The organism is Richelia sinica FACHB-800, from assembly GCF_014698825.1.
Taxonomy (GTDB): Bacteria; Cyanobacteriota; Cyanobacteriia; order Cyanobacteriales; family Nostocaceae; genus FACHB-800.
Genome location: NZ_JACJTT010000042.1, coordinates 1 through 19,143 on the forward strand (window position 1 = coordinate 1; position 19,143 = coordinate 19,143).

Consider the following 19,143-nt stretch of genomic DNA (forward strand, 5'->3'; position numbering starts at 1 on the left):
ACTGTTATTCAAATGTCTTTTTACACTCAATATGTCTGTTTTTATTCTCAATTAGATGTTTTCTCTCCGTAATTTCCCTCTGTGACAGTTAGGGGGCGGAAGGTGGGATGTAAATATTTAGGAGTAAAGACAAGGAGTTTTGTTAAACAACTCATTATCTTTAACCTCAGCTACTTTTTTATCTAATACCAAGCTTCAGGAATTAAATCATAGCTACCAGCTTGTTGAATAGGAAAATCCCCTCTCTCTATTCTAGCAATGATTTCAGGTAAAGCCTGAATAAAAGCCGGACTTCTATCTTTAGGATGTAGCGTCCAAGCGTTTGGATTAGTTAAATCTGCACGATAATAATCTGTTTCCTGTAACTTTCTTGTCACCATAATTTCCCATGAATCTAACTTGCCTTTACCTGTGAGATTACTGAGAGTAGTTTTTAATTGATTAGGCAAGTAATTTATCCATTTTTGGCGAAAAGAATACCAAATAATTGGTAAAGGAAGTAATTTATCAAATCTGTTACAATTTATTAAATAAACACGGCTGCCAAAATGTTTTAAAACTTCAAATTTTCCAGATTTATTTTCATTAGTTGGAGGTCCAGCCATCGGACGAATGAACATCATTTTTGGATTTTTTTCCATCAAATTGATGCCTTCCTCAATCCAATTAAAATTAGGATTTTGATACATTAGCATATCGCTATCGAAGTGCAATACATAGTCACTTTTACATTCTTCGATACCAAAAATAGATCCTAAAATAGGATACCCTTTATAGTTGTGAGTAAAGCGAATTGTTCTACCGAAATGTTTCCGGTACATTTGATTGTGATAGTTAACATCGTAATTTATATCAACGACACGATCTACAACACCAGCTTGCAGTAATTTGTCTGCACAATCCCGAAGTTCCTCCATCGTACCAATTGACGGGCGATAAACTTTATCCCCTGTGAGTGAAGCTGTATCAACTGCTAAGACTTTTTCCTCAAAAGGGAAGTTATTTACTTTCACTAAATGAGGAATGGTCTGTAAAATAAAAGAAGTATCCGGTCGCGCCACAAAAATCGACAACGAACAAGTTGCATTTGCCATATTTACAATACCTCATACCTGGATACAAAGATTCTAATTACAAACTAGTTAATGATGGTCTCCTGCTAGGGGGAGTGATATACCCTAACTCTTGCAACTTCTTCAATACCTTATTTGTGCTGTCATTGACATCTTCAATGTCTGTTGTGCATTCAACATCAGGGTTTAGGGGTATTTCGTAGGGGTCATCAATTCCTGTAAAATTTTTGATAGCTCCAGAACGCGCTTTTTGATACAAACCTTTTACATCTCGCTGTTCACAAACTGCCAATGGGGCATTGACGTAGACTTCGACAAAATTGCCAATAAACTCGCGTACTTCTTGCCGTATGTTTCGATAAGGAGATATAGCCGAAACCAAAACAATAACATCATTTCTCGTGAGTAAGCGAGCCACAAATCCAATGCGTCGAATATTTTCGTCTCTATCCTCCTTGCTAAAACCTAACCCTTTAGTCAAATACTGTCGCACAACATCACCATCAAGGACTTCAACTTTATATCCGTGGGTTTTTAGTTCTTGCTCAATAGCTCGGCTAATAGTAGTTTTACCTGCACCGCTTAAACCTGTTAACCAAATAGTTACACCGCGCTGCGATTGAGTCATACTAACCTCTTTGATTTCGATATGATACTAAACCATGAAAAGCCATATGGTATCAGAATACTTTTGATAATTTTCCTAATTCGGTTTAGAGGTATAAGAAAATTAAAACTACCAACAATAGAATTGCAGAACCTAATATTTTGACTTGTGATTTATTGAGGGGCAATTTTTTGTCTAAACCTAAATAACCGAAAATAAAATAACTTACTAAACTGACGATGACAGCAAGTAATAATTTTACGACACGAATGCGGTATACATACAGCCAAAGACCTATAGAGGTAACTAAATCATAGTGATTTTCATCATTCTTTGGTAAAGAAATAATTTGCCAAGTATTTCCCCCATTGGTAGATTTATAAACTTCTGTTGTCGACGATCCAAATCCGAAAATTGTCTGATCGCTTGCATAATTAGGAGAAAAAGCAATTGATTTACCAGCAGATGGAACATTATTCATAGTTGCTAAAGAAATTCCATCATTCCTAACTTTTGTAAAGGTGACACCTCCATCAATAGTTTTGAATAACCCTCTCCCTCTTGTACTCACTAAAAATGTGCGATCGCTTTGATAGTTGGGGGATATTGCTATACCTTCTATATAAGCATGACGACCATAAATTCCTGACAACTCAATCCAGGTTTTACCTGCATCTTTGGTAATCAATAGCCCATCTTCAGTGCCAGCAATAACTGTCCTATCTTGCTTATAATTTGGAGAAATTGCTAACTGAATTCTACCTGGTTTAATTACAGAGGTACTAGCAGTTAATAGTTGCCAATTTTTTCCTCCATCTACACTTTTATAAATTCCCTTAAGACCAGAAGCATATAATGTTTTATCACTAGAAAAATCAGGTGATATTACTAATGCTAGTGCCTCATTAATACCACGATTTTCTACTTTACTAATTACTGAAAAATGTCTTCCTTGGTCTATGGATTGATATATTACACCATATTGTGTACCTACATAAATGGTTTTATCTGAAGCAATATTAGGTGATGGAATAATAGTCATACCACGGGTGCTATAACCCTTAACATTGGGCAGATTGACTATTTCCCAGTTATCCCCTTGATTGCTAGACTTTAAAAACTTGTCCCAGAGTATAGTGGCAAAAATATTTGCATCTTCTCGATAATGAGGAGAAAAGTCTACATCAAAATATCTTCTAGGATCTTGATGTGGTTTCTTAAAATTTTCTGTCAGTCTAGGTACTTCTAGACCTTTGTTGATAGTTTTCCATGTTGTTCCCCTGTCTTGACTTAGATAAATATTACCTACATAGGTAACAGCAACAATATTTCCGTCTTTTTCATAATTTGGAGAGACAGCTAAAGCTGTAATAGTTCCTTTAGCTAAAGTTTCTAATTCTTGCCACTTTTCTCCTCCATTTGTGGATTTAAATAGTCCATTGAATCCAGCGATAAAGATAGTTTTGTCCTGACTAAAACTAGGAGAAATACTTATATCTCCAAAGTGAGGACTTTTAATATCATCTGCTTGGGAGTCTTTAGTTAATCCATCACTATATTTCTGCCAAGAATTACCACCATTTTTTGATTGAAATGTTCCTTCATCAGCAGTAGAAACCCACAAGGCTAATTTTTGCCCTTTATCAGTCGCAATTTCTATGTCTCTAATATTCTTATCTGCTAAACCTTGATTAATTTCAGAAAAAGAACTAGCTAGTTCATTAGTTTTGAGAACCCCTTTTTTCTCTGTTCCTATAAACAAGTTTTTCTCTGTTAAAGAATTAGAGGAAATAGCTATAGCGGTAATAGATCCTGAATTTTTTATCACACCTTTTCTTTCCCAGGTTTCACCCCTGTCTTTGGATAGATATAAATTTCCTTTTTCGTCACCAATAGCTAAAAAGTCAATATTCTTTGGAGAAAAACCAATAGCAGTAATTTTGGTATTATCTTTAATTACAGAATACCAATTATTGCCTCCGTCCTTAGTTTTATACAGTCCTTTTTTGAGTCCAGCTGCTAAAATTATATTAGGATCTTCAGTAGGTACAGTAAGTAAATCGATATCCAAATTTTCTAAGCCTTGATTGGTTTTCTTCCAAGATTCTCCCTCATCATCAGACTTGTATATTCCATCTCCCGCAGAGGAAACAAAAAGAATTTTCTTATTACTATGCAATATAACCAGAGAGTTTAAATCAAAATGATTATCTAATCCTTGTACTATTCTTTTCCAACTTTCCCCTCCATTATTTGATTTGAATAAGTTAGATCTAACAATAATAAACAAGGTTTTATCTTCAGGATAATTGGGAGAAATGTCTACTTGGGAAACTACATCATGTGGTCTGTGAGCTAAGGCAGTATTAACATGTAAACATAAAACTATAAACACAATAAATACAGCATAACTGAGATGTTTAAAAAGAGACAATATATTTTTCATTTTTGTCTTGATTAAAAAATAATGCCTGGATATTAACTACTAAATTACCGACTAAATAGAACTGCAATATTGGCCAAGTGTTGTATAACATTCATTAAAGTAATGTGAAGCTTTTTCTATTGCTTCAATAGAAATATTGGCTTCTAATTTTCTCTGTTCTTTGATAATACGACCAGCTTTGATATTCTCTGATGAATCACCAATCCCCTTGATTCCTGTAGTATGGAGAATTTCATATTCTTCTGAGAATGCCGTCTTAGTTTCCAGAAAATTTTGTAATTTTACAAATACTGAATTACTTTGGTTCACAAGTTGGTCATAATCTAACCATAGGGTATGCTCTTTACTGTTGATGAGTTTTGCATATCTTTCTAGAGTTAATAAACGATCTATGTAATAATTTAAAGCTTTTTCTTCACTCCAGTTAGGTTTGATATTCAAAATACTAGCCAAGGTTCTTTTTGGCTCTCTCACTAAGAAAATGGCATATATTTTTTCTGAAGTCAGGAAGTTCTCTGCTAAAATTTTGTGGTTGTGTAGAACTTTATCTAAAATATATTTATGGGACATATTAATCTGACGAAGTTTCCCATAAACTTTAAATAATAATTGTTTAATATCTGATTCGTCGTTATAATTGATGTGAGTTTCTCCATAACCTATTATTTCTGGATTGGAGTTGAGAATATGAGTAAATAGGGAAGATCCAGAACGCATATGGCTAAGAATGAAAATAGCCCTGTAGGGATTCTTTCTCCAGCGAATTTGATAAGGATCTTTAACACCAAAAATACGATATTCATAATACTTGTCAATAATATTATTTTTCGAATTTCTCAGAGATGAACGCAGTTTATTTTCCATGGTTTTTAGGTGGAGTTAAAAGCAGGGTTAGAACGTAAAGAGTAATTTAATTTTCTTTTGAACCTAGAGAGAATGAATAATATGTTAAATTTTTCAGACAAGAAAATATTTGGATTAATATTTTCTATGTATAAATACTAGCATTTTCGTGTTGTGATTATTAATGAACATTGGCAAATGATGATATTCATGAGATATAAATATCTTTGTCAATCAATTTTATGAATCTATGAAAAACTCATCGCTAAGAACTCTATTAATTGCATAATGTCCACGAAGAAATACAACCAAAGCCAAGCATTGGGTATTACGCAGCAAAAATAACCACTTATGCAATTAGTTATTTAGATGTTAAATTTTCTACGGTGTCATTAAACAGTAATTACTTGGACATTTATTGCGTTTGGTTACTTATTAAAGTTCTTAATATAGGTGTAATTTACATTTATCACCAATCTCAAGGTCAGTTCAAGCTTTTTATCAAATCTTTAATATGTAAACTAAAGTATTTATTGGTTGACAAAAATAAATATTTATGTAATTCGTACACTTAGAGGTTATCTCTCTTCTGTTAGTCTCCGAAAACACTTGCCATTGCTAAATTCTGGAACAGTTGTGTGGAAGGCGATAAGCGAAGCTATGGTTGTAAAGTATTATCAATGACTTTATACTCGTATATTGTCACTTAGTAGATATGCAATACTTGATACTTTTATTTTACATATTCAGTGTTTATCCAACTAGGTGCAAGATATCAGTTATGGTATGGCTAATGATGAGCTTTTAATAATGGAATTATTTCTAACTTTTCTTTAAAGCAGCAATAATTTCCACATTTGCTTCAGGGAAAGTAAAATTATCTAGTTCATCTAAATTTACCCACCGAACTTCTGCACATTCTATCGCTTGGGGTACTCCTGCTAAATGACGGCAATGATGTACTGTTAAACTTACCTGTAAGTGCGTGTAAGTGTGATGAATAGTAATTAGATGTTCTCCTACTGTTACCTCTATTCCCAATTCCTCAGCAATTTCTCTTTGAATACACTGCTGAATTGTTTCACCAGATTCAACCTTACCTCCAGGAAATTCCCATAAACCACCCATAGGCCCTTGGGGAAGACGACGGTCAATTAAAATTTGTCCTTGGTCATTCCAAATTATGGCCACACCAATAATTTTATGGGGTGGATTAGAGATAGCATTGGTCATAAAAATCTATCACTCATTAACGACAAAAAACTCGGCAGACTAAACTGTTTCTGTCGAGTTTGTTATGTATTACCAGATTGATAATTATAGCACTTTTATACAAAAAACAGTAAATACTGACTAATCTACGCTATAAGTTAGAGACTTTTCCTAATAAATGTACATCTAGTGCCAAATCGGCACTTGAGAGGGGGACAAACAAAGTTGATGAATATGGGTAGTCATAATTTATTCAGCAGCTTCACTGTGGTAAGATTCTGTTCCTTGTAAAGCTAAATCAAAGTTCATTCTCTGTTCTGCATTTCTCAGAAAATAACCACTAATCATCGCCGAAGCTAACAGCCGACCTAAACTTTCAGGATTGGTGGTGATGTTCACACCAAAGTGCTCTGAGGGTAAGTTACCTAACAGTCCAACAATATTTTTTTCCATCACCTGAAACACTTCAGGGGAGGAAGGTTTAGATAATTGAGATACAGTTTCTGGACTTAAGGATCTAACGTACTGCCAGAATAAGTTACCTGTTTCCGATTCACTGTGAAAGAATTCCGATACCCGATTAGATGAATTATTCATTTCTTACCTCCTGTCGTCTGAGAACTAATAACTTATGTTGTATGTTATTTCAGAGGGAATGACGTATTAGTTTCAACTAATGTAACAGTTTTTTTCTGGGTAGGAAGTCGGTTAAACCGTACTGATGAAGGTGTGTTGTTGCGACTAAGTTAATGGGTAATAACAGAAGCGTTCAAGAACATCGAACCCATGACATTGTCATCGGTCAAAAATAGAATAAGAGAAGCAATATTTACAAACCTATGAACATAGCCATTGGACTATGCACAAGAATCACTCCACTGGTCAAATGGCATCTAGTCTAGCTAACTTGCCAGATACTCATTCATGGTGTTTTTAGACTTGCGGAGTTTATTTAAGGCTTCCCGTTCAATTTGTCTGACTCTTTCACGACTGATATTGAGAATTTCACCTATTTTGGCTAGAGTTAAGGCTTGTCCATCAGCTAACCCAAAACGTAAGGTAATCACTTCCTTTTGCTGAGGGGTCAGGTCGGACATGAGTTGTGCTAGATCATTGGACAAAGAAGACTGCATAACAAAGTCTTCAGGGGTAGCACCGGTGTCCTCCAGCATTTCACCTAGTTCTGTGTCGTAATTATCTCCTAAGCGTAAATCTAAGGATAAAGGTAAACGGGCTTTTTCTAGATACTCACGTACCTGTTTGGGGGTCAGGTCTAATTCTTGCGCTAGTTCCGTCATGGATGGTGCGCGTCCCAGTTGTTGGGAGAGTTGACGTTGCGCTTTTTTGATTTTATTCAGTTTTTCGGTGATGTGTATGGGTAAGCGAATTGTCCGTGCTTTTTCTGCTATGGCACGGGTAATTGCTTGACGAATCCACCAATAGGCATATGTAGAGAATCTATAACCTTTGGTTGGATCAAACTTTTCTACACCCCGCTGCATTCCAATACTACCTTCTTGGATTAAGTCCAGTAGGTCAACGTTGCGCTTGATGTATTTTTTCGCGACAGAAACCACCAATCGCAGATTCGCTTCTACCATTTTACGCTTGGCAATTTCACCTTCTGCGATCGCTTCATTTAATTCAGCAGGATCTAAGGTTGTAGCTGCTGCCCATTCTTCTAAAGTTGGTTGACGGCCTAGTGTTTGAGCAAGACCTTCTCTGACTTCATACAAAGCGGTAGAGCGCTGTACCTGTTTACCGTAATGAATTTCTTCTTCATGGGTTAGCAGCGGTACACGGCCTATCTCTCGCAGGTAAGTCCGCACGAGGTCTGTGGCTGTCTGAGCGGTCTTCATAGCGGTACTCTTTGGTAATAAGGGGTTTTCTGCTAGGGTGATTCACTGACTAAGTGCTGGCACAGATAAATACCTATGCTTTTTGATGCAACTTTTTTACCGGATTAAGTTGGCTGTTGATATTGAGTCTCATTAAGTTTCTAATTGCTCAAGGTTACAGCTATTTTTTAGTTTTTGGAAGTATCTATAGTCAGATACTCGGTAGCGAGTGCAACATTTTTTGTGTTTTTTTCAGTGTTAACAATTGTAACATTTATGAGAATTTTGTGACTACCGAAAATACCGTAATTGTTAAGTGCGCTTCTGGGGGGAGATACGGAATCTTAATCAATATCATACATTCAAGCTAATTGCTTATTTCCTGCTATGGGGAAAGGAACTCCTCATATTTGTTAAAATATCTCAATGATAACCATAACGATTTTCTTATAATGTTTGTTTAACTTTTCTGCGGGGGAGGCAGGAAGAAAAGGGTTATGGTTCTAGGAGAGGCAAGGGAAAATACTTCTGACAGAGCAAGATGACTTAAGCCCTACTCTTGCACTCTGACAAAATGAGAAAAATTAAAACTTAAAAACAGATTTTCTTGATTAATATGTATTTAAAGCTACAAATAACCTAATAATTTTCAGGTAAGGCAGTGGAAAGCTCAGAGTTTTTGACACTCCCCTGATGAGAAGTCAGGAGAGTTGAGGTTGACAGACCATGATGGTGAGTGCAAACTATTGTCTTTACTACACTGCACACCCCATGCTGATGACCAATCAGTCCTAGTGACTATGAGTTGAGGGGACAGTAATCCTGGATGACTTTGACATCCAAGGTTGTATTCTGTAAAGAACGGATAGCGGCAACGGTGGCTTTAGCCCCTGCTAGGGTAGTAATAATGGGGATTTTGTAGGCTAAAGCTGTACGGCGGATTAACCTAGCATCAGTGTGGGCTTCTTCCCCAGAGGGTGTGTTGATGATCAGTTGAATTTTTTGGTTTTTGATGGCATCAATGACATGGGGACGACCTTCATGGAGTTTGAGGACTAGTTCAATATCTAACCCTTGTTCTTGAAGAACTTGTCTTGTACCTTGGGTGGCGATAATGGTGAAACCCAGGTCAATGAATTCTTGGACAACATTAACTGCACCGGCTTTATCGCGATCGCTCATGGAGACAAATACAGTACCCTGGAGGGGTAGCTTTTCTCCTGCACCCAGTTCGGCTTTAGCAAAGGCCCGGCCAAAATCAGTATCAATGCCCATGACTTCACCAGTTGAGCGCATTTCTGGCCCCAAAAGAGTATCTGTACCGGGGAATTTGTTAAAGGGTAAGACTGCCTCTTTCACGGCAATATGGGCAGGAATGACTTCTTGGGTAAAGTTTAATTCCTCTAAGGTTTTCCCCGACATGATTAAGGAGGCTAATTTGGCTAAGGGTACGCCCGTAGCTTTAGACACAAAGGGTACAGTACGGGAGGCACGAGGGTTAGCTTCCAAAATGTACACTTGGGGTGAATAAGTGCTAGCACCAACCACCGCAAATTGAATGTTCATCAACCCAACCACTGAAAGTGCTTGTGCTAATTGGACTGTCCAAGTGCGGATTTGGTTCAATACGGCTGGAGGAAGAGAAATAGAAGGCAAGGAACAAGCGGAGTCTCCGGAATGAATCCCTGCTTGTTCGATGTGTTCCATGATGCCACCAATCACTACTCTGCCTGTGTGGTCAGCGATCGCATCTACATCGACTTCAATGGCGTTTTCCAGGAATTTATCGATTAAAATCGGGTGATCTGGTTCCACTTGCACCGCAAAGGTCATGTATCGTTCTAACTCTGCATCGGAATAGACGATTTCCATGGCCCGACCACCTAAAACGTAGCTAGGACGCACCACCACAGGATAACCAATGCGTTTAGCGACTATTAACGCATCTTCGTAACTGCGGGCCAGACCATTGGGAGGTTGGGCAATATTTAGGTCTTTGAGAATCTTTTCAAACCGTTCTCTGTCTTCAGCCGTGTCGATAGAATCGGGAGATGTTCCCCAGATTTTGGGGGCTGAGGATGGGGAAGGTAGTTCCTGTAAATACTTTTGCAGGGGAACCGCTAGTTTTAATGGTGTTTGTCCCCCAAATTGCACAATCACACCGACGGGGTTTTCCGCTTCGATGATGTTGAGGACATCTTCTTTGGTTAAGGGTTCAAAATACAAGCGATCGCTTGTATCGTAATCTGTAGAAACTGTCTCTGGGTTAGAGTTGACCATGATGGTTTCATAGCCACCCCCTTTTAACGCATAGGCTGCATGACAGCAGCAATAGTCAAATTCTATTCCCTGACCGATGCGGTTCGGGCCTCCTCCCAAAATCATCACCTTGGGTTTATCAGTTGGTAATACTTCCGTTTCGGATTCGTAGGTGGAATAGTAATAGGGTGTGAAGGCTTCAAATTCAGCCGCGCAGGTATCAACGGTTTTATAAACAGGAATTACACCAAGCTGTTTACGATATGTCCTGACTTCATCTTCATTAGTTTTGGTGGCAAAGGCAATTTGGCGATCGCTAAATCCTTCCCGTTTCAACTCATACATTTGGTCTTTTGTCAACTGTTTGAGTGGTGTGCGTTTCAGGAATTTTTCCACTTCCAACAGTTGCTGCAACTTATCCAAAAACCAAGGGTCAATGCCCGTTAATTCGTAAATTTCCTCATTGGTAATCCCCGACTGCATAGCATTACGGACAGCAAAAATTCGGTCTGGGTTCGGTGTCCGTAATTGGGCGCGGATTTGTTCTCCACTAGGTAATTTTTCTGGCTTATCGCAACCCCAACCGGCCCTACCTGTCTCTAGAGAACGTAAAGCTTTTTGGAAGGATTCGTTAAATGTCCGGCCAATGGCCATTGCTTCCCCGACAGACTTCATTTGTGTGGTGAGTACCGGTTCCGAACCAGGGAACTTTTCAAACGCAAAGCGGGGGATTTTCGTGACAACATAATCTATTGTCGGTTCAAAGGAGGCTGGGGTTTTCTTGGTGATGTCATTTTTGATTTCATCTAAGGTGTAACCCACCGCTAATTTAGCTGCCATCTTGGCTATGGGGAACCCTGTAGCTTTGGAAGATAAGGCGGAACTACGAGAGACACGGGGGTTCATTTCAATTACCACCACATCCCCATTCACGGGATTCACCGCAAACTGAATATTAGAACCGCCGGTTTCTACCCCAATCTCCCGAATAATTTTAATCGCCATATCTCTTAGGCGTTGATATTCTTTATCGGTGAGGGTTTGGGCCGGGGCAACGGTGATAGAATCCCCGGTGTGAATCCCCATCGGGTCGAGGTTTTCAATGGAACAGATAATGACGACGTTATCTGCTAAATCTCGCATCACTTCTAATTCATATTCTTTCCAACCTAATAAAGATTGGTCAATGAGAATTTGGGATACAGGACTAGCATCAATCCCTACCTGGGCCATCACCTCAAATTCTTCTTGGTTGTAGGCAATACCGCCACCAGTCCCCCCCATTGTAAAGGCAGGACGGATAATTAAAGGATATGTACCAATGCGTTGGGCGATCGCTTTGGCTTCTTCTAAGGATGAAGCTGTGCCACTGGGGCATACTTGCACCCCAATCTTGGCCATCGCATCGTTAAATAATTTCCGGTCTTCCGCTTTTTCAATTGCCGGTAACTTAGCACCAATTAACTCAACGTTGTATTTCTCTAAAACACCATTTTTCGCCAAGGCCACAGCAATATTCAGGGCCGTTTGCCCCCCCATGGTTGGCAACAGCGCATCTGGACGTTCTTTAGCAATAACTTTTTCTACTAATTCTGGTGTAAGTGGCTCAATATAAGTGCGATCAGCGGTTTCTGGGTCGGTCATGATGGTTGCAGGATTGGAGTTGACCAACACTACCTCATAGCCTTCCTCTCGCAATGCTTTACAGGCTTGAGTGCCAGAGTAGTCAAACTCACAGGCTTGGCCAATCACAATTGGCCCAGAACCTAGCAGCAGAATTTTCCGAAGGTCATCACGGCGGGGCATAGTTGTTGCCTTGAAGTATAAGAATACAAATCCTGACTATTTTAATGGTGTTTACCCCTCATCATGCTATTTATTATCAAGTTTTCCTGGTTGAGATTCCTGTCCCATGAAAATATCAACTGAACAAGGGCAAAATCATCACTTTTTCAGCCAGGTATTCATTTATATCAATTGCAACGAATATTTTACTGATTATTGCTATAAATTCTTATTTTTTTTGCTAATTTTGGTGAAAAATTTTTTCAGTTATAGATACGCATTATCTGCATTTAACCTGAGTTCGATGAAAAATTATATCTGAATTGAAGTTATTTGACTTTTTCTAAAAAAAACATCTATCTATATAAATAAATTTAAATTTGATTTAATCTCAAATTAATCTTGATAGATTAAATAGAAATGGCAGCCAACCACTAGGCTTGACTGCCACTCTTATGAATTGATAGTGAGCAAACTTAACTCATTTCTAATTGATGCATCTGTTCAATCATCAAAATAGATACAATCTTAGTTATGAGCAGGTTGGACGAAACCTAATGTCAAACTATCTTTAGCTAGAAAATGAGCTAAATGGTAAGCTCTTTCTTCTGTTTTTAACAGAATTTGTTCATAGAGGTAGCGTGTACCTCTATCGCCTAAACTTTCAGCCTGGGAAGCTTGCCGACGAATCAAGCTAATCATTGCTTGTTCTGCTGCTAAATCATTTTCTACCATCTTACGGGAAGAATATACGCCATCCGATTCTTGCTCGAAGCAGCACAATTCCGCCAATTTACTAAAAGTCGCAGCCGGAACACCACCTAGACCATTTAACCGTTCACCAATCTCATGGATATGGCCTTGGATTTGTTTGTAGCTATCGTTAAAGAATTCATGCAGTGAGGAAAATTCTGCACCTTCAACTACGAAATGGTGTTTTTGATACTGCAAAGACAGGGCTTGAAAACTTGCTAATACTACGTTAAATCCTTCTACAACTGGAGTAGTAACACTGCGGTCTAGTAAAACAGGATTTTCGTTGACTTGACCAAAATTTTGTAACAAAGTTTGAGTATCAGACATGGTTCTCCTCTGTTTTTAACAGTTATAAGTGGTAACTGCTAAGTCTTTATATCTTAACATTGAAAAAAATCATGGCAAGTCCATCAAATTTCTGAATTTTTGACATTTTTTCCTGATAAAAATATTAGATTATTTTACACATTGATTACTGTTTGTCGATTTTCACCATGTTCTCGTTCTTTGACTGGAAGATGAGGAGAGTCAAGGCCATTCCCTGTTTTCCTTCCTGTGTCTCTCTATCAACCTGCTTCTTCACGGTGTAAACTATTTCTTGGACAACCTGAGCAACTGACCCCAAAAACCTTTACAATAGTGGGATTGTGTTAATTTATGTAACAAATATTTATGCCTCCTCGTTGGCCTCGTCAACCTGATCGCCAAGATCCAGAATTTCGGAAATTAGATGACAGAATGAATTTTGCAGTACATGTAGCGATCGCTGCGACAATCAATTCTGGTCTGTGGTTCTTCCATAACTTGAAAGCAGCTACCTGGGAATGGCTACCTTGGGTAACAGCAGGTTGGGTAGGAGTATTGTTGGTACATCTCCTTTATATCGGGGCGATCGCTAATTACTCCCAAACAACCAATAAATCTTCCTAAAGATAGATGGTCAAGGTTGGGGCGATCGTCACCTGTGGCAGTAGAGACAATCTAGCCAATTAAGCCATAATGGAAAAAGCTGCAAATTTCCTCTTTGTGTCGCTAGGAACTATCCTTATGGCTAAAACCAATACCACAGAACTACTAGAAGCCCTAGCAGATGAAATTGGTGAAAACGTTTATATAGATATTGCTAAATGGCATCTTTATCTCTCAGATGCCAAAATTGCCCGTATCGTGGCTGAGAAGCTATATCCGATCATCACAGATAGAAATGTCAATGAAGACCGGGTAATCAAAGTTTTAGAATCAATCCCCATTAAAATTGGTGGAGGTAGGAAAGAATTACCTTTACTTGATTTATTACCTCTCCAATGTCAAGTCACACTAGTGGATATATTAGAAAAATATCAACGGGAAGTATAATTTAGGTTTTCAATCAATATCCCCACGTTTTTAGTTCCAAAGATAACAAGCCTGAAAATCATCGAAAAAATTCTGTCTCATAGTAGGGGTTCAGCAATGCTGAACCCCTATATATATGTAATAGACTCAGATAATTTCCATATCAACCCTATGTGCAAGGAGGGTTTTGTATATGTTTTTACAAATTAAAAATAACGGAAATCTCATTAAAATTCTTGATATTCAAGAATTACTGAACCCCAACATCAAAACAATTCATGCCCAAGACCAAGAAGGACAGGAAGAACAAGAAACAGATATTTATCAAAAAGAAAATTTAGTTTTTCCCTCTGGTGAACAATTACCACGTTGCTGGTTAGATGCAAACTATAGAAGTAATTAATAGACTCGCTAGTAATGCTAATGAGTTAATCCCATTAGCATTATCAATCTAATTACTGCTTGAGGAAGCAGCTTGTTCTGGTAAATTGACAACAGCGGACTCAGGACGAGGGAAAAATGCTTTAGTAATCCAGTAGGTGAAAATATGGGAAAGCAAACCTATTGGCCCTGCGAACAAACATAAAGCTAAAGAATGTACTGTCCAAATACCTGTTTTTTGTCCTTCCCAATATATCCATCTACCCACAAATAAATCCAACACCAAAAAATGAATCCAACCAGTAGCAGCAGCCTTTTCATCTGCAAAGAATCTAGCTATATCTGCTAACTGAGGATTGGATAAAGCTTGAGCATTTTCTGGAGTAATACTCGTAATAAATAAATACAGATATGCTACAGCTAAGACCACAAATGGTAGATAAGATTCCATGACTTTGCGGGTAATCTTCCAATTAGGTAAGAAAATCATCAAAGTCCAAAAAGGCAAAACAAAAACATTGGCAATATTGAATAAATCTGTGATATTCATAAATTACAAAGCAACCAACTGAGATTCTATCTCTGAAGATTGTAAATCACGACCGATAAAAACTAAACGTGTTTGTTTTTCTTCCTCTGGCTTCCAGGGACGGTCATAAAATTTTTCAAATCTTGTCCCTACACCCTGCATAACTAAGCGCATCGGTTTATTGGCCACAGCAACAAAACCTTTAATTCTGTAAATTTCTTGTTGTTCTGCGAGTTTTTGTAATGTTGCTTGTAGCTTTTCTGGGTCAAAGGTGCGGTCTAATATCACATGAGTTGAATTTATTTCTTCATCATGATCATGGTCTTCTTCCGTATCGTGATGACTAGGACGAGAATCTAAATTATCTTCAACAGCTGCCTCAAATCCTAATAAAATAGATGGGTCAAGCTTTCCATAATCACTAGAGACTATTTTCACTTCTCTAGGTAATTCATTTTTGACTAATTCTTTTACTTGCCCTTGAGTTTTATCATCAACTAAATCAGTTTTATTCAAAATCACTAAATCTGCACAAGCTAGCTGGTCTTCAAATAGTTCCTGCAAAGGTGTTTCATGTTCTAGACTATCATCTGCTTGTCTTTGTACAGCTATAGCCTCTAAATCACTGGCAAATGTTCCTCCTGCAACTGCCGCACAATCTACCACTGTAATCACTGCATCTACTGTGGCAGCATTGCGGATTTCTTGCCAACGAAAAGCCTTAACTAAAGGTTTGGGTAAAGCTAAACCAGAAGTTTCAATAATAATACAATCAATACTATCTCGGCGTTTAATTAACTCCCGCATTGTCGGGTAAAATTCTTCTTGGACAGTACAACATAAACAGCCGTTAGTAAGTTCAAATATATTATTTTCTTGATTTGCTTCTATTTCATCTTCCGGGCAAATTTGACAGGATTTTAATAGTTCTCCATCTATACCCAGTTCACCAAATTCGTTAACTAATACTGCTATGCGTCGTCCTTGGTTGTTTTGAAGAAGGTGACGGATAAGGCTAGTTTTACCACTTCCTAAAAAGCCTGTGATGACGGTAACGGGGATTTTTGTTGCCATGTTTGGTGTGTTGTTTTGTGATTTGATTTTACCATATATTGAATAACCCCTCTCTAAACCTCTCCCCGCAACGGGGAGAGGCTTAAATACCAATACAATTTTGTAAATAGTTTATTAAGCTCTTTTCTCTGTGGTCTCTGTGCCTCTGTGGTTTGTTTTAAAAAAAGGGTTTTAGTTTAACTGAAACGTATTAGCTTAAATACTTAATTTAATATTCATAATTATTAGTTTAAAAGCCCCTTTCCGCGTCAGAGAGGGGTTGGGGTGAGGTCAGATTATTTTAAGAATATCCAATTTCTATCATGTGGAAAAATTCCTGCACTACTTCATCAGGATTGTTATAACATCTTTCAGAATCAAATCTTTCTACAACTTTGATACCGTTTTTCTTGAAAATGCGTTCTCTTTCTTGTTCCTCAACTCTGCGTTGTGCGGTGTGAAATGGCCCATCAACTTCCAAAACTCCCCATTTACCGTTATAACAAATGAGAAAATCAGCTTCTTTATTTTCTCTACCTTTAGATGTGGTAAGTCGTGCTAAGGAATTGGGTACAAATAAAACTCCTGTTCTGTCTAATGCTTCAGCAATTTTGATTTCTGTTTTTGAGCGAAAGCGTAGATTTTCCCATGTGTGAATTGTTGAGTTTGAATAAAATTGAATTCCTTGGTTATTGATATTATTATCTTTTTCAAGAATTTTGCTGATAATTAAATCTGTATTTTCTATAATCTTTTTATATAAACTGGCAAATTCTCCAGGTACAAAATTACCATTTATAGGGCGACGTTCCGTTTTAATATTCTCCTTGTCATTATAAGATATATAAAGATATTTACAAATTATTTCATCTAATTTTGTTTCGCTGTTAATTATCCAATCTTTTATACAAGCACCTGTAAGATTAACAGATTGAAGATTTGCACCACTTAATATACATTTGGTTAAATTAGCGTTAGCAATGTTAGCATTATTAATATCAGAATCATTTAAGTTTGATTCTTTTAAATTAGCTTCACTTAAATTTGATGCACTTAGGTCGCAATGATTGAGATCAGCATTTACAAGATTTGAACTACTGAGATCAGAATATCTGAAATTGCAGTAGCTAAAGTTACTCCAAGACAAGTTAACATTAGTTAGGTTTGTATTGATTAAATTGACAATACCACTACATCCATGTTTGACGGTGGTTTCGCTAAGATTAGCATTACTAAGATTGGCTTCACTCAGGTCTACATTATATATTTCTACGCGCCTAAGATCAGATCCCCTGAGATCAACTTCTCGAAAATTACTGTCATAAAGACTAGCACCAAAAAAACAAACATTTCTTAGGTCAGCTTTCCTAAAATTAGTGTTGTACAGATTAGCTTGAAAAAAAATAGCATTAGCAAGGTTAAATCCTCTCAAATCAGTATCTTTAAGATCAGCTTCCCACAGATCAGGTCTTATATTTGGATTTTCTAACCTCCAGTTATTCCAAGCCTCTACACCTTGCTTTAATATTGCTAAATGCTCTGGATTTGCCATAATCTAGTTTTTATCCCTAAAATTGCCAATACTCGGATTTTAACCTAATTTCATTAAGCTGAGAATGTAATGAAAATAGCGATCGCCTTGTTTTCACAAAAATGCGTTAACTAGCGATCGCTATTAGTATTCATCAAGTCTTTGAAAGTGAAAGTTTAACCAAAATGTTAACTTAGATCAAAACATTTCTACTTAACATTTGCCACGCTCAGAGACTTAATAGCATTTCTTTCACTTAACAAAAACACAAGATATTGATTAAGACTAACTCCTTCTTTCTCTGCATTTTCTGTTAACTGCTGATGCAAAATTAATAATAAACACAAAATTTAGGGGTAATCTCCCTCCGGTTGCTTTCATGGACAGAAAACAATCACAGGGAAATTACCCCTATATATTTCGAGTATTTTGAATATTGCTTAACTCATTATTCAGCAGTAGCTAATTCTGTACTACCACGTGCGCGTTTCCGAGTGAGGGTGTTGTAAAGCATAACACCGATCGCTTTAATGAGATTACCTTCTAATTCTTGGAACATCTTCATGTTCACGCCAAAGGCAGCGTTAGCTTCCTCCACAATGCGATCGCCTGTAGTATCATCAATAGGCATTTCGTCTAAAGCTTGGCGATACTTAGCTTTAAATCCCTTCTCGTCGCTAATATCTGCAAACTCATAAAAGGCTGTACCTTGTCCATCAGACAGGTTCATTGCTGTTTGGGCAATGCCTTTGAGGATTTGTCCCCCGGATAAATCACCTAAGTAGCGAGTATAAGAATGGGCAATTAATAATTCTGGCTCTTGGGCAGAAATTTCCCGGATACGCTGTACATAAGCTTCACCCGCAGAGGATAATTTAATTTGCTCACGCCAGTTGTAACCGTAGTAGTATGTTAAGTCTTGCTCTAGGGTATGCTTGCGGTTGAGTTCAGGAAAATAAATTTTACTCACAATGGGGTGGTTGCGATGCTTCTCCATCTCCTCTTCCATTGCTGAGTAGATAAAGTAAAAATTAGCAACTAATTTGCGGTAGGAGTTCTTTTCCACCACTCCTTTTAAAAAGCATTTGACAAAACCAACGTTTTCTGCCATTGTGTGGGCTTTTTTTGTACCAACACGTAGTTTTGCGGCTAAATTGCTGCTCATACTAAAAATTTCCCAACTTTAAAAAGTCAACTACCAGAGCTTTGATTAAGGAATGACTAAAAAATGTCATTAAGATGTTACATTAGACCCATTTGATGAGAATTTATATTAAAATTTTTTAAGTTAATCAGGCTTGTATTTTTTTACACAAATAAATAATCACATTTTAGCCCAACATATTCGGTAATTTTGTAACATCCTGACAACTTACCACTTAAAGATTCATATTAGATTAAATATCTTTACCGAAACATCATACAGTCAAAATTCTTTGATCAAGAGCTACCACGAAGTAACTAGCAAACTGGTAGGAATGAAAGAAAATCCTCT

At 37.4% G+C, this 19,143-nt stretch carries 17 protein-coding genes; 3 read left to right on the plus strand and 14 right to left on the minus strand.

The window, feature by feature from the left end:
• Positions 1-182: 182 nt before the first annotated feature.
• From H6G73_RS20750 to H6G73_RS20790, 9 genes are all read right to left on the minus strand, one after another.
• Positions 183-1,094: a hypothetical protein gene (locus H6G73_RS20750; protein ID WP_190607922.1), complete on the minus strand. Its 912-nt coding sequence runs from the start codon at positions 1,092-1,094 to the stop codon at positions 183-185.
• Positions 1,095-1,131: 37 nt separating this feature from the next.
• The gene (gene cysC / locus H6G73_RS20755; protein WP_256443826.1) at positions 1,132-1,722 is read right to left on the minus strand and encodes an adenylyl-sulfate kinase; all 591 of its coding nucleotides are present in this window, start codon (positions 1,720-1,722) and stop codon (positions 1,132-1,134) included.
• Positions 1,723-1,786: 64 nt separating this feature from the next.
• Positions 1,787-4,126 (minus strand): WD40/YVTN/BNR-like repeat-containing protein, encoded by a 2,340-nt coding sequence (locus H6G73_RS20760; RefSeq protein ID WP_190607926.1) that lies wholly within the window; start codon positions 4,124-4,126, stop codon positions 1,787-1,789.
• Positions 4,127-4,177: 51 nt separating this feature from the next.
• Positions 4,178-4,990, minus strand: coding sequence for a sulfotransferase domain-containing protein (locus H6G73_RS20765; protein ID WP_190607927.1), 813 nt, complete (start codon positions 4,988-4,990; stop codon positions 4,178-4,180).
• A gap of 801 nt (positions 4,991-5,791) precedes the next feature.
• Positions 5,792-6,202: an 8-oxo-dGTP diphosphatase MutT gene (mutT, locus tag H6G73_RS20770; protein WP_190607929.1), complete on the minus strand. Its 411-nt coding sequence runs from the start codon at positions 6,200-6,202 to the stop codon at positions 5,792-5,794.
• A 228-nt stretch (positions 6,203-6,430) separates the two neighbouring features.
• On the minus strand, positions 6,431-6,778 hold the full coding sequence (locus tag H6G73_RS20775; RefSeq protein ID WP_190607931.1) for a DUF760 domain-containing protein: 348 nt from the start codon (positions 6,776-6,778) through the stop codon (positions 6,431-6,433).
• 305 nt (positions 6,779-7,083) lie between these two features.
• On the minus strand, positions 7,084-8,040 hold the full coding sequence (locus tag H6G73_RS20780) for an RNA polymerase sigma factor, RpoD/SigA family (RefSeq protein ID WP_190607933.1): 957 nt from the start codon (positions 8,038-8,040) through the stop codon (positions 7,084-7,086).
• A 777-nt stretch (positions 8,041-8,817) separates the two neighbouring features.
• Positions 8,818-12,084: a carbamoyl-phosphate synthase large subunit gene (gene carB, locus H6G73_RS20785; RefSeq protein ID WP_190607934.1), complete on the minus strand. Its 3,267-nt coding sequence runs from the start codon at positions 12,082-12,084 to the stop codon at positions 8,818-8,820.
• Between the two features lie 507 nt (positions 12,085-12,591).
• Positions 12,592-13,146 carry a DNA starvation/stress protection protein DpsA gene (locus tag H6G73_RS20790; protein ID WP_190607936.1) on the minus strand — a complete coding sequence of 185 codons (555 nt, stop codon included), beginning with the start codon at positions 13,144-13,146 and terminating at the stop codon, positions 12,592-12,594.
• Positions 13,147-13,491: 345 nt separating this feature from the next.
• On the opposite strand from H6G73_RS20790, the gene H6G73_RS20795 reads away from it, so the two are divergent.
• The 3 genes from H6G73_RS20795 to H6G73_RS20805 all read left to right on the plus strand — a co-directional run bounded on the left by H6G73_RS20795 (position 13,492) and on the right by H6G73_RS20805 (position 14,557).
• On the plus strand, positions 13,492-13,749 hold the full coding sequence (locus tag H6G73_RS20795; RefSeq protein WP_190607938.1) for a hypothetical protein: 258 nt from the start codon (positions 13,492-13,494) through the stop codon (positions 13,747-13,749).
• Between the two features lie 117 nt (positions 13,750-13,866).
• A complete protein-coding gene (locus tag H6G73_RS20800; RefSeq protein WP_190607940.1) occupies positions 13,867-14,175 on the plus strand; it encodes a DUF3181 family protein in 309 nt (102 codons plus the stop codon).
• Positions 14,176-14,347: 172 nt separating this feature from the next.
• Positions 14,348-14,557, plus strand: a complete 210-nt coding sequence (locus H6G73_RS20805) for an acetyltransferase (RefSeq protein WP_190607942.1) — start codon at positions 14,348-14,350, stop codon at positions 14,555-14,557.
• A gap of 48 nt (positions 14,558-14,605) precedes the next feature.
• Here H6G73_RS20805 and H6G73_RS20810 read toward each other — a convergent pair whose 3' ends face one another.
• From H6G73_RS20810 to H6G73_RS20835, 5 genes are all read right to left on the minus strand, one after another.
• Positions 14,606-15,085: an ABA4-like family protein gene (locus tag H6G73_RS20810; protein ID WP_190607944.1), complete on the minus strand. Its 480-nt coding sequence runs from the start codon at positions 15,083-15,085 to the stop codon at positions 14,606-14,608.
• Positions 15,086-15,088: 3 nt separating this feature from the next.
• Entirely contained in the window at positions 15,089-16,138 is a 1,050-nt protein-coding gene (cobW, locus tag H6G73_RS20815) for a cobalamin biosynthesis protein CobW (RefSeq protein ID WP_190607946.1), read from the minus strand.
• Positions 16,139-16,418: 280 nt separating this feature from the next.
• A complete protein-coding gene (locus H6G73_RS20825) occupies positions 16,419-17,669 on the minus strand; it encodes a pentapeptide repeat-containing protein (protein WP_242034263.1) in 1,251 nt (416 codons plus the stop codon).
• 188 nt (positions 17,670-17,857) lie between these two features.
• Entirely contained in the window at positions 17,858-17,995 is a 138-nt protein-coding gene (locus tag H6G73_RS25185) for a toxin-antitoxin system HicB family antitoxin (protein ID WP_390840566.1), read from the minus strand.
• Positions 17,996-18,096: 101 nt separating this feature from the next.
• Positions 18,097-18,813 (minus strand): biliverdin-producing heme oxygenase, encoded by a 717-nt coding sequence (locus tag H6G73_RS20835; protein WP_190607948.1) that lies wholly within the window; start codon positions 18,811-18,813, stop codon positions 18,097-18,099.
• Positions 18,814-19,143: the final 330 nt, after the last annotated feature.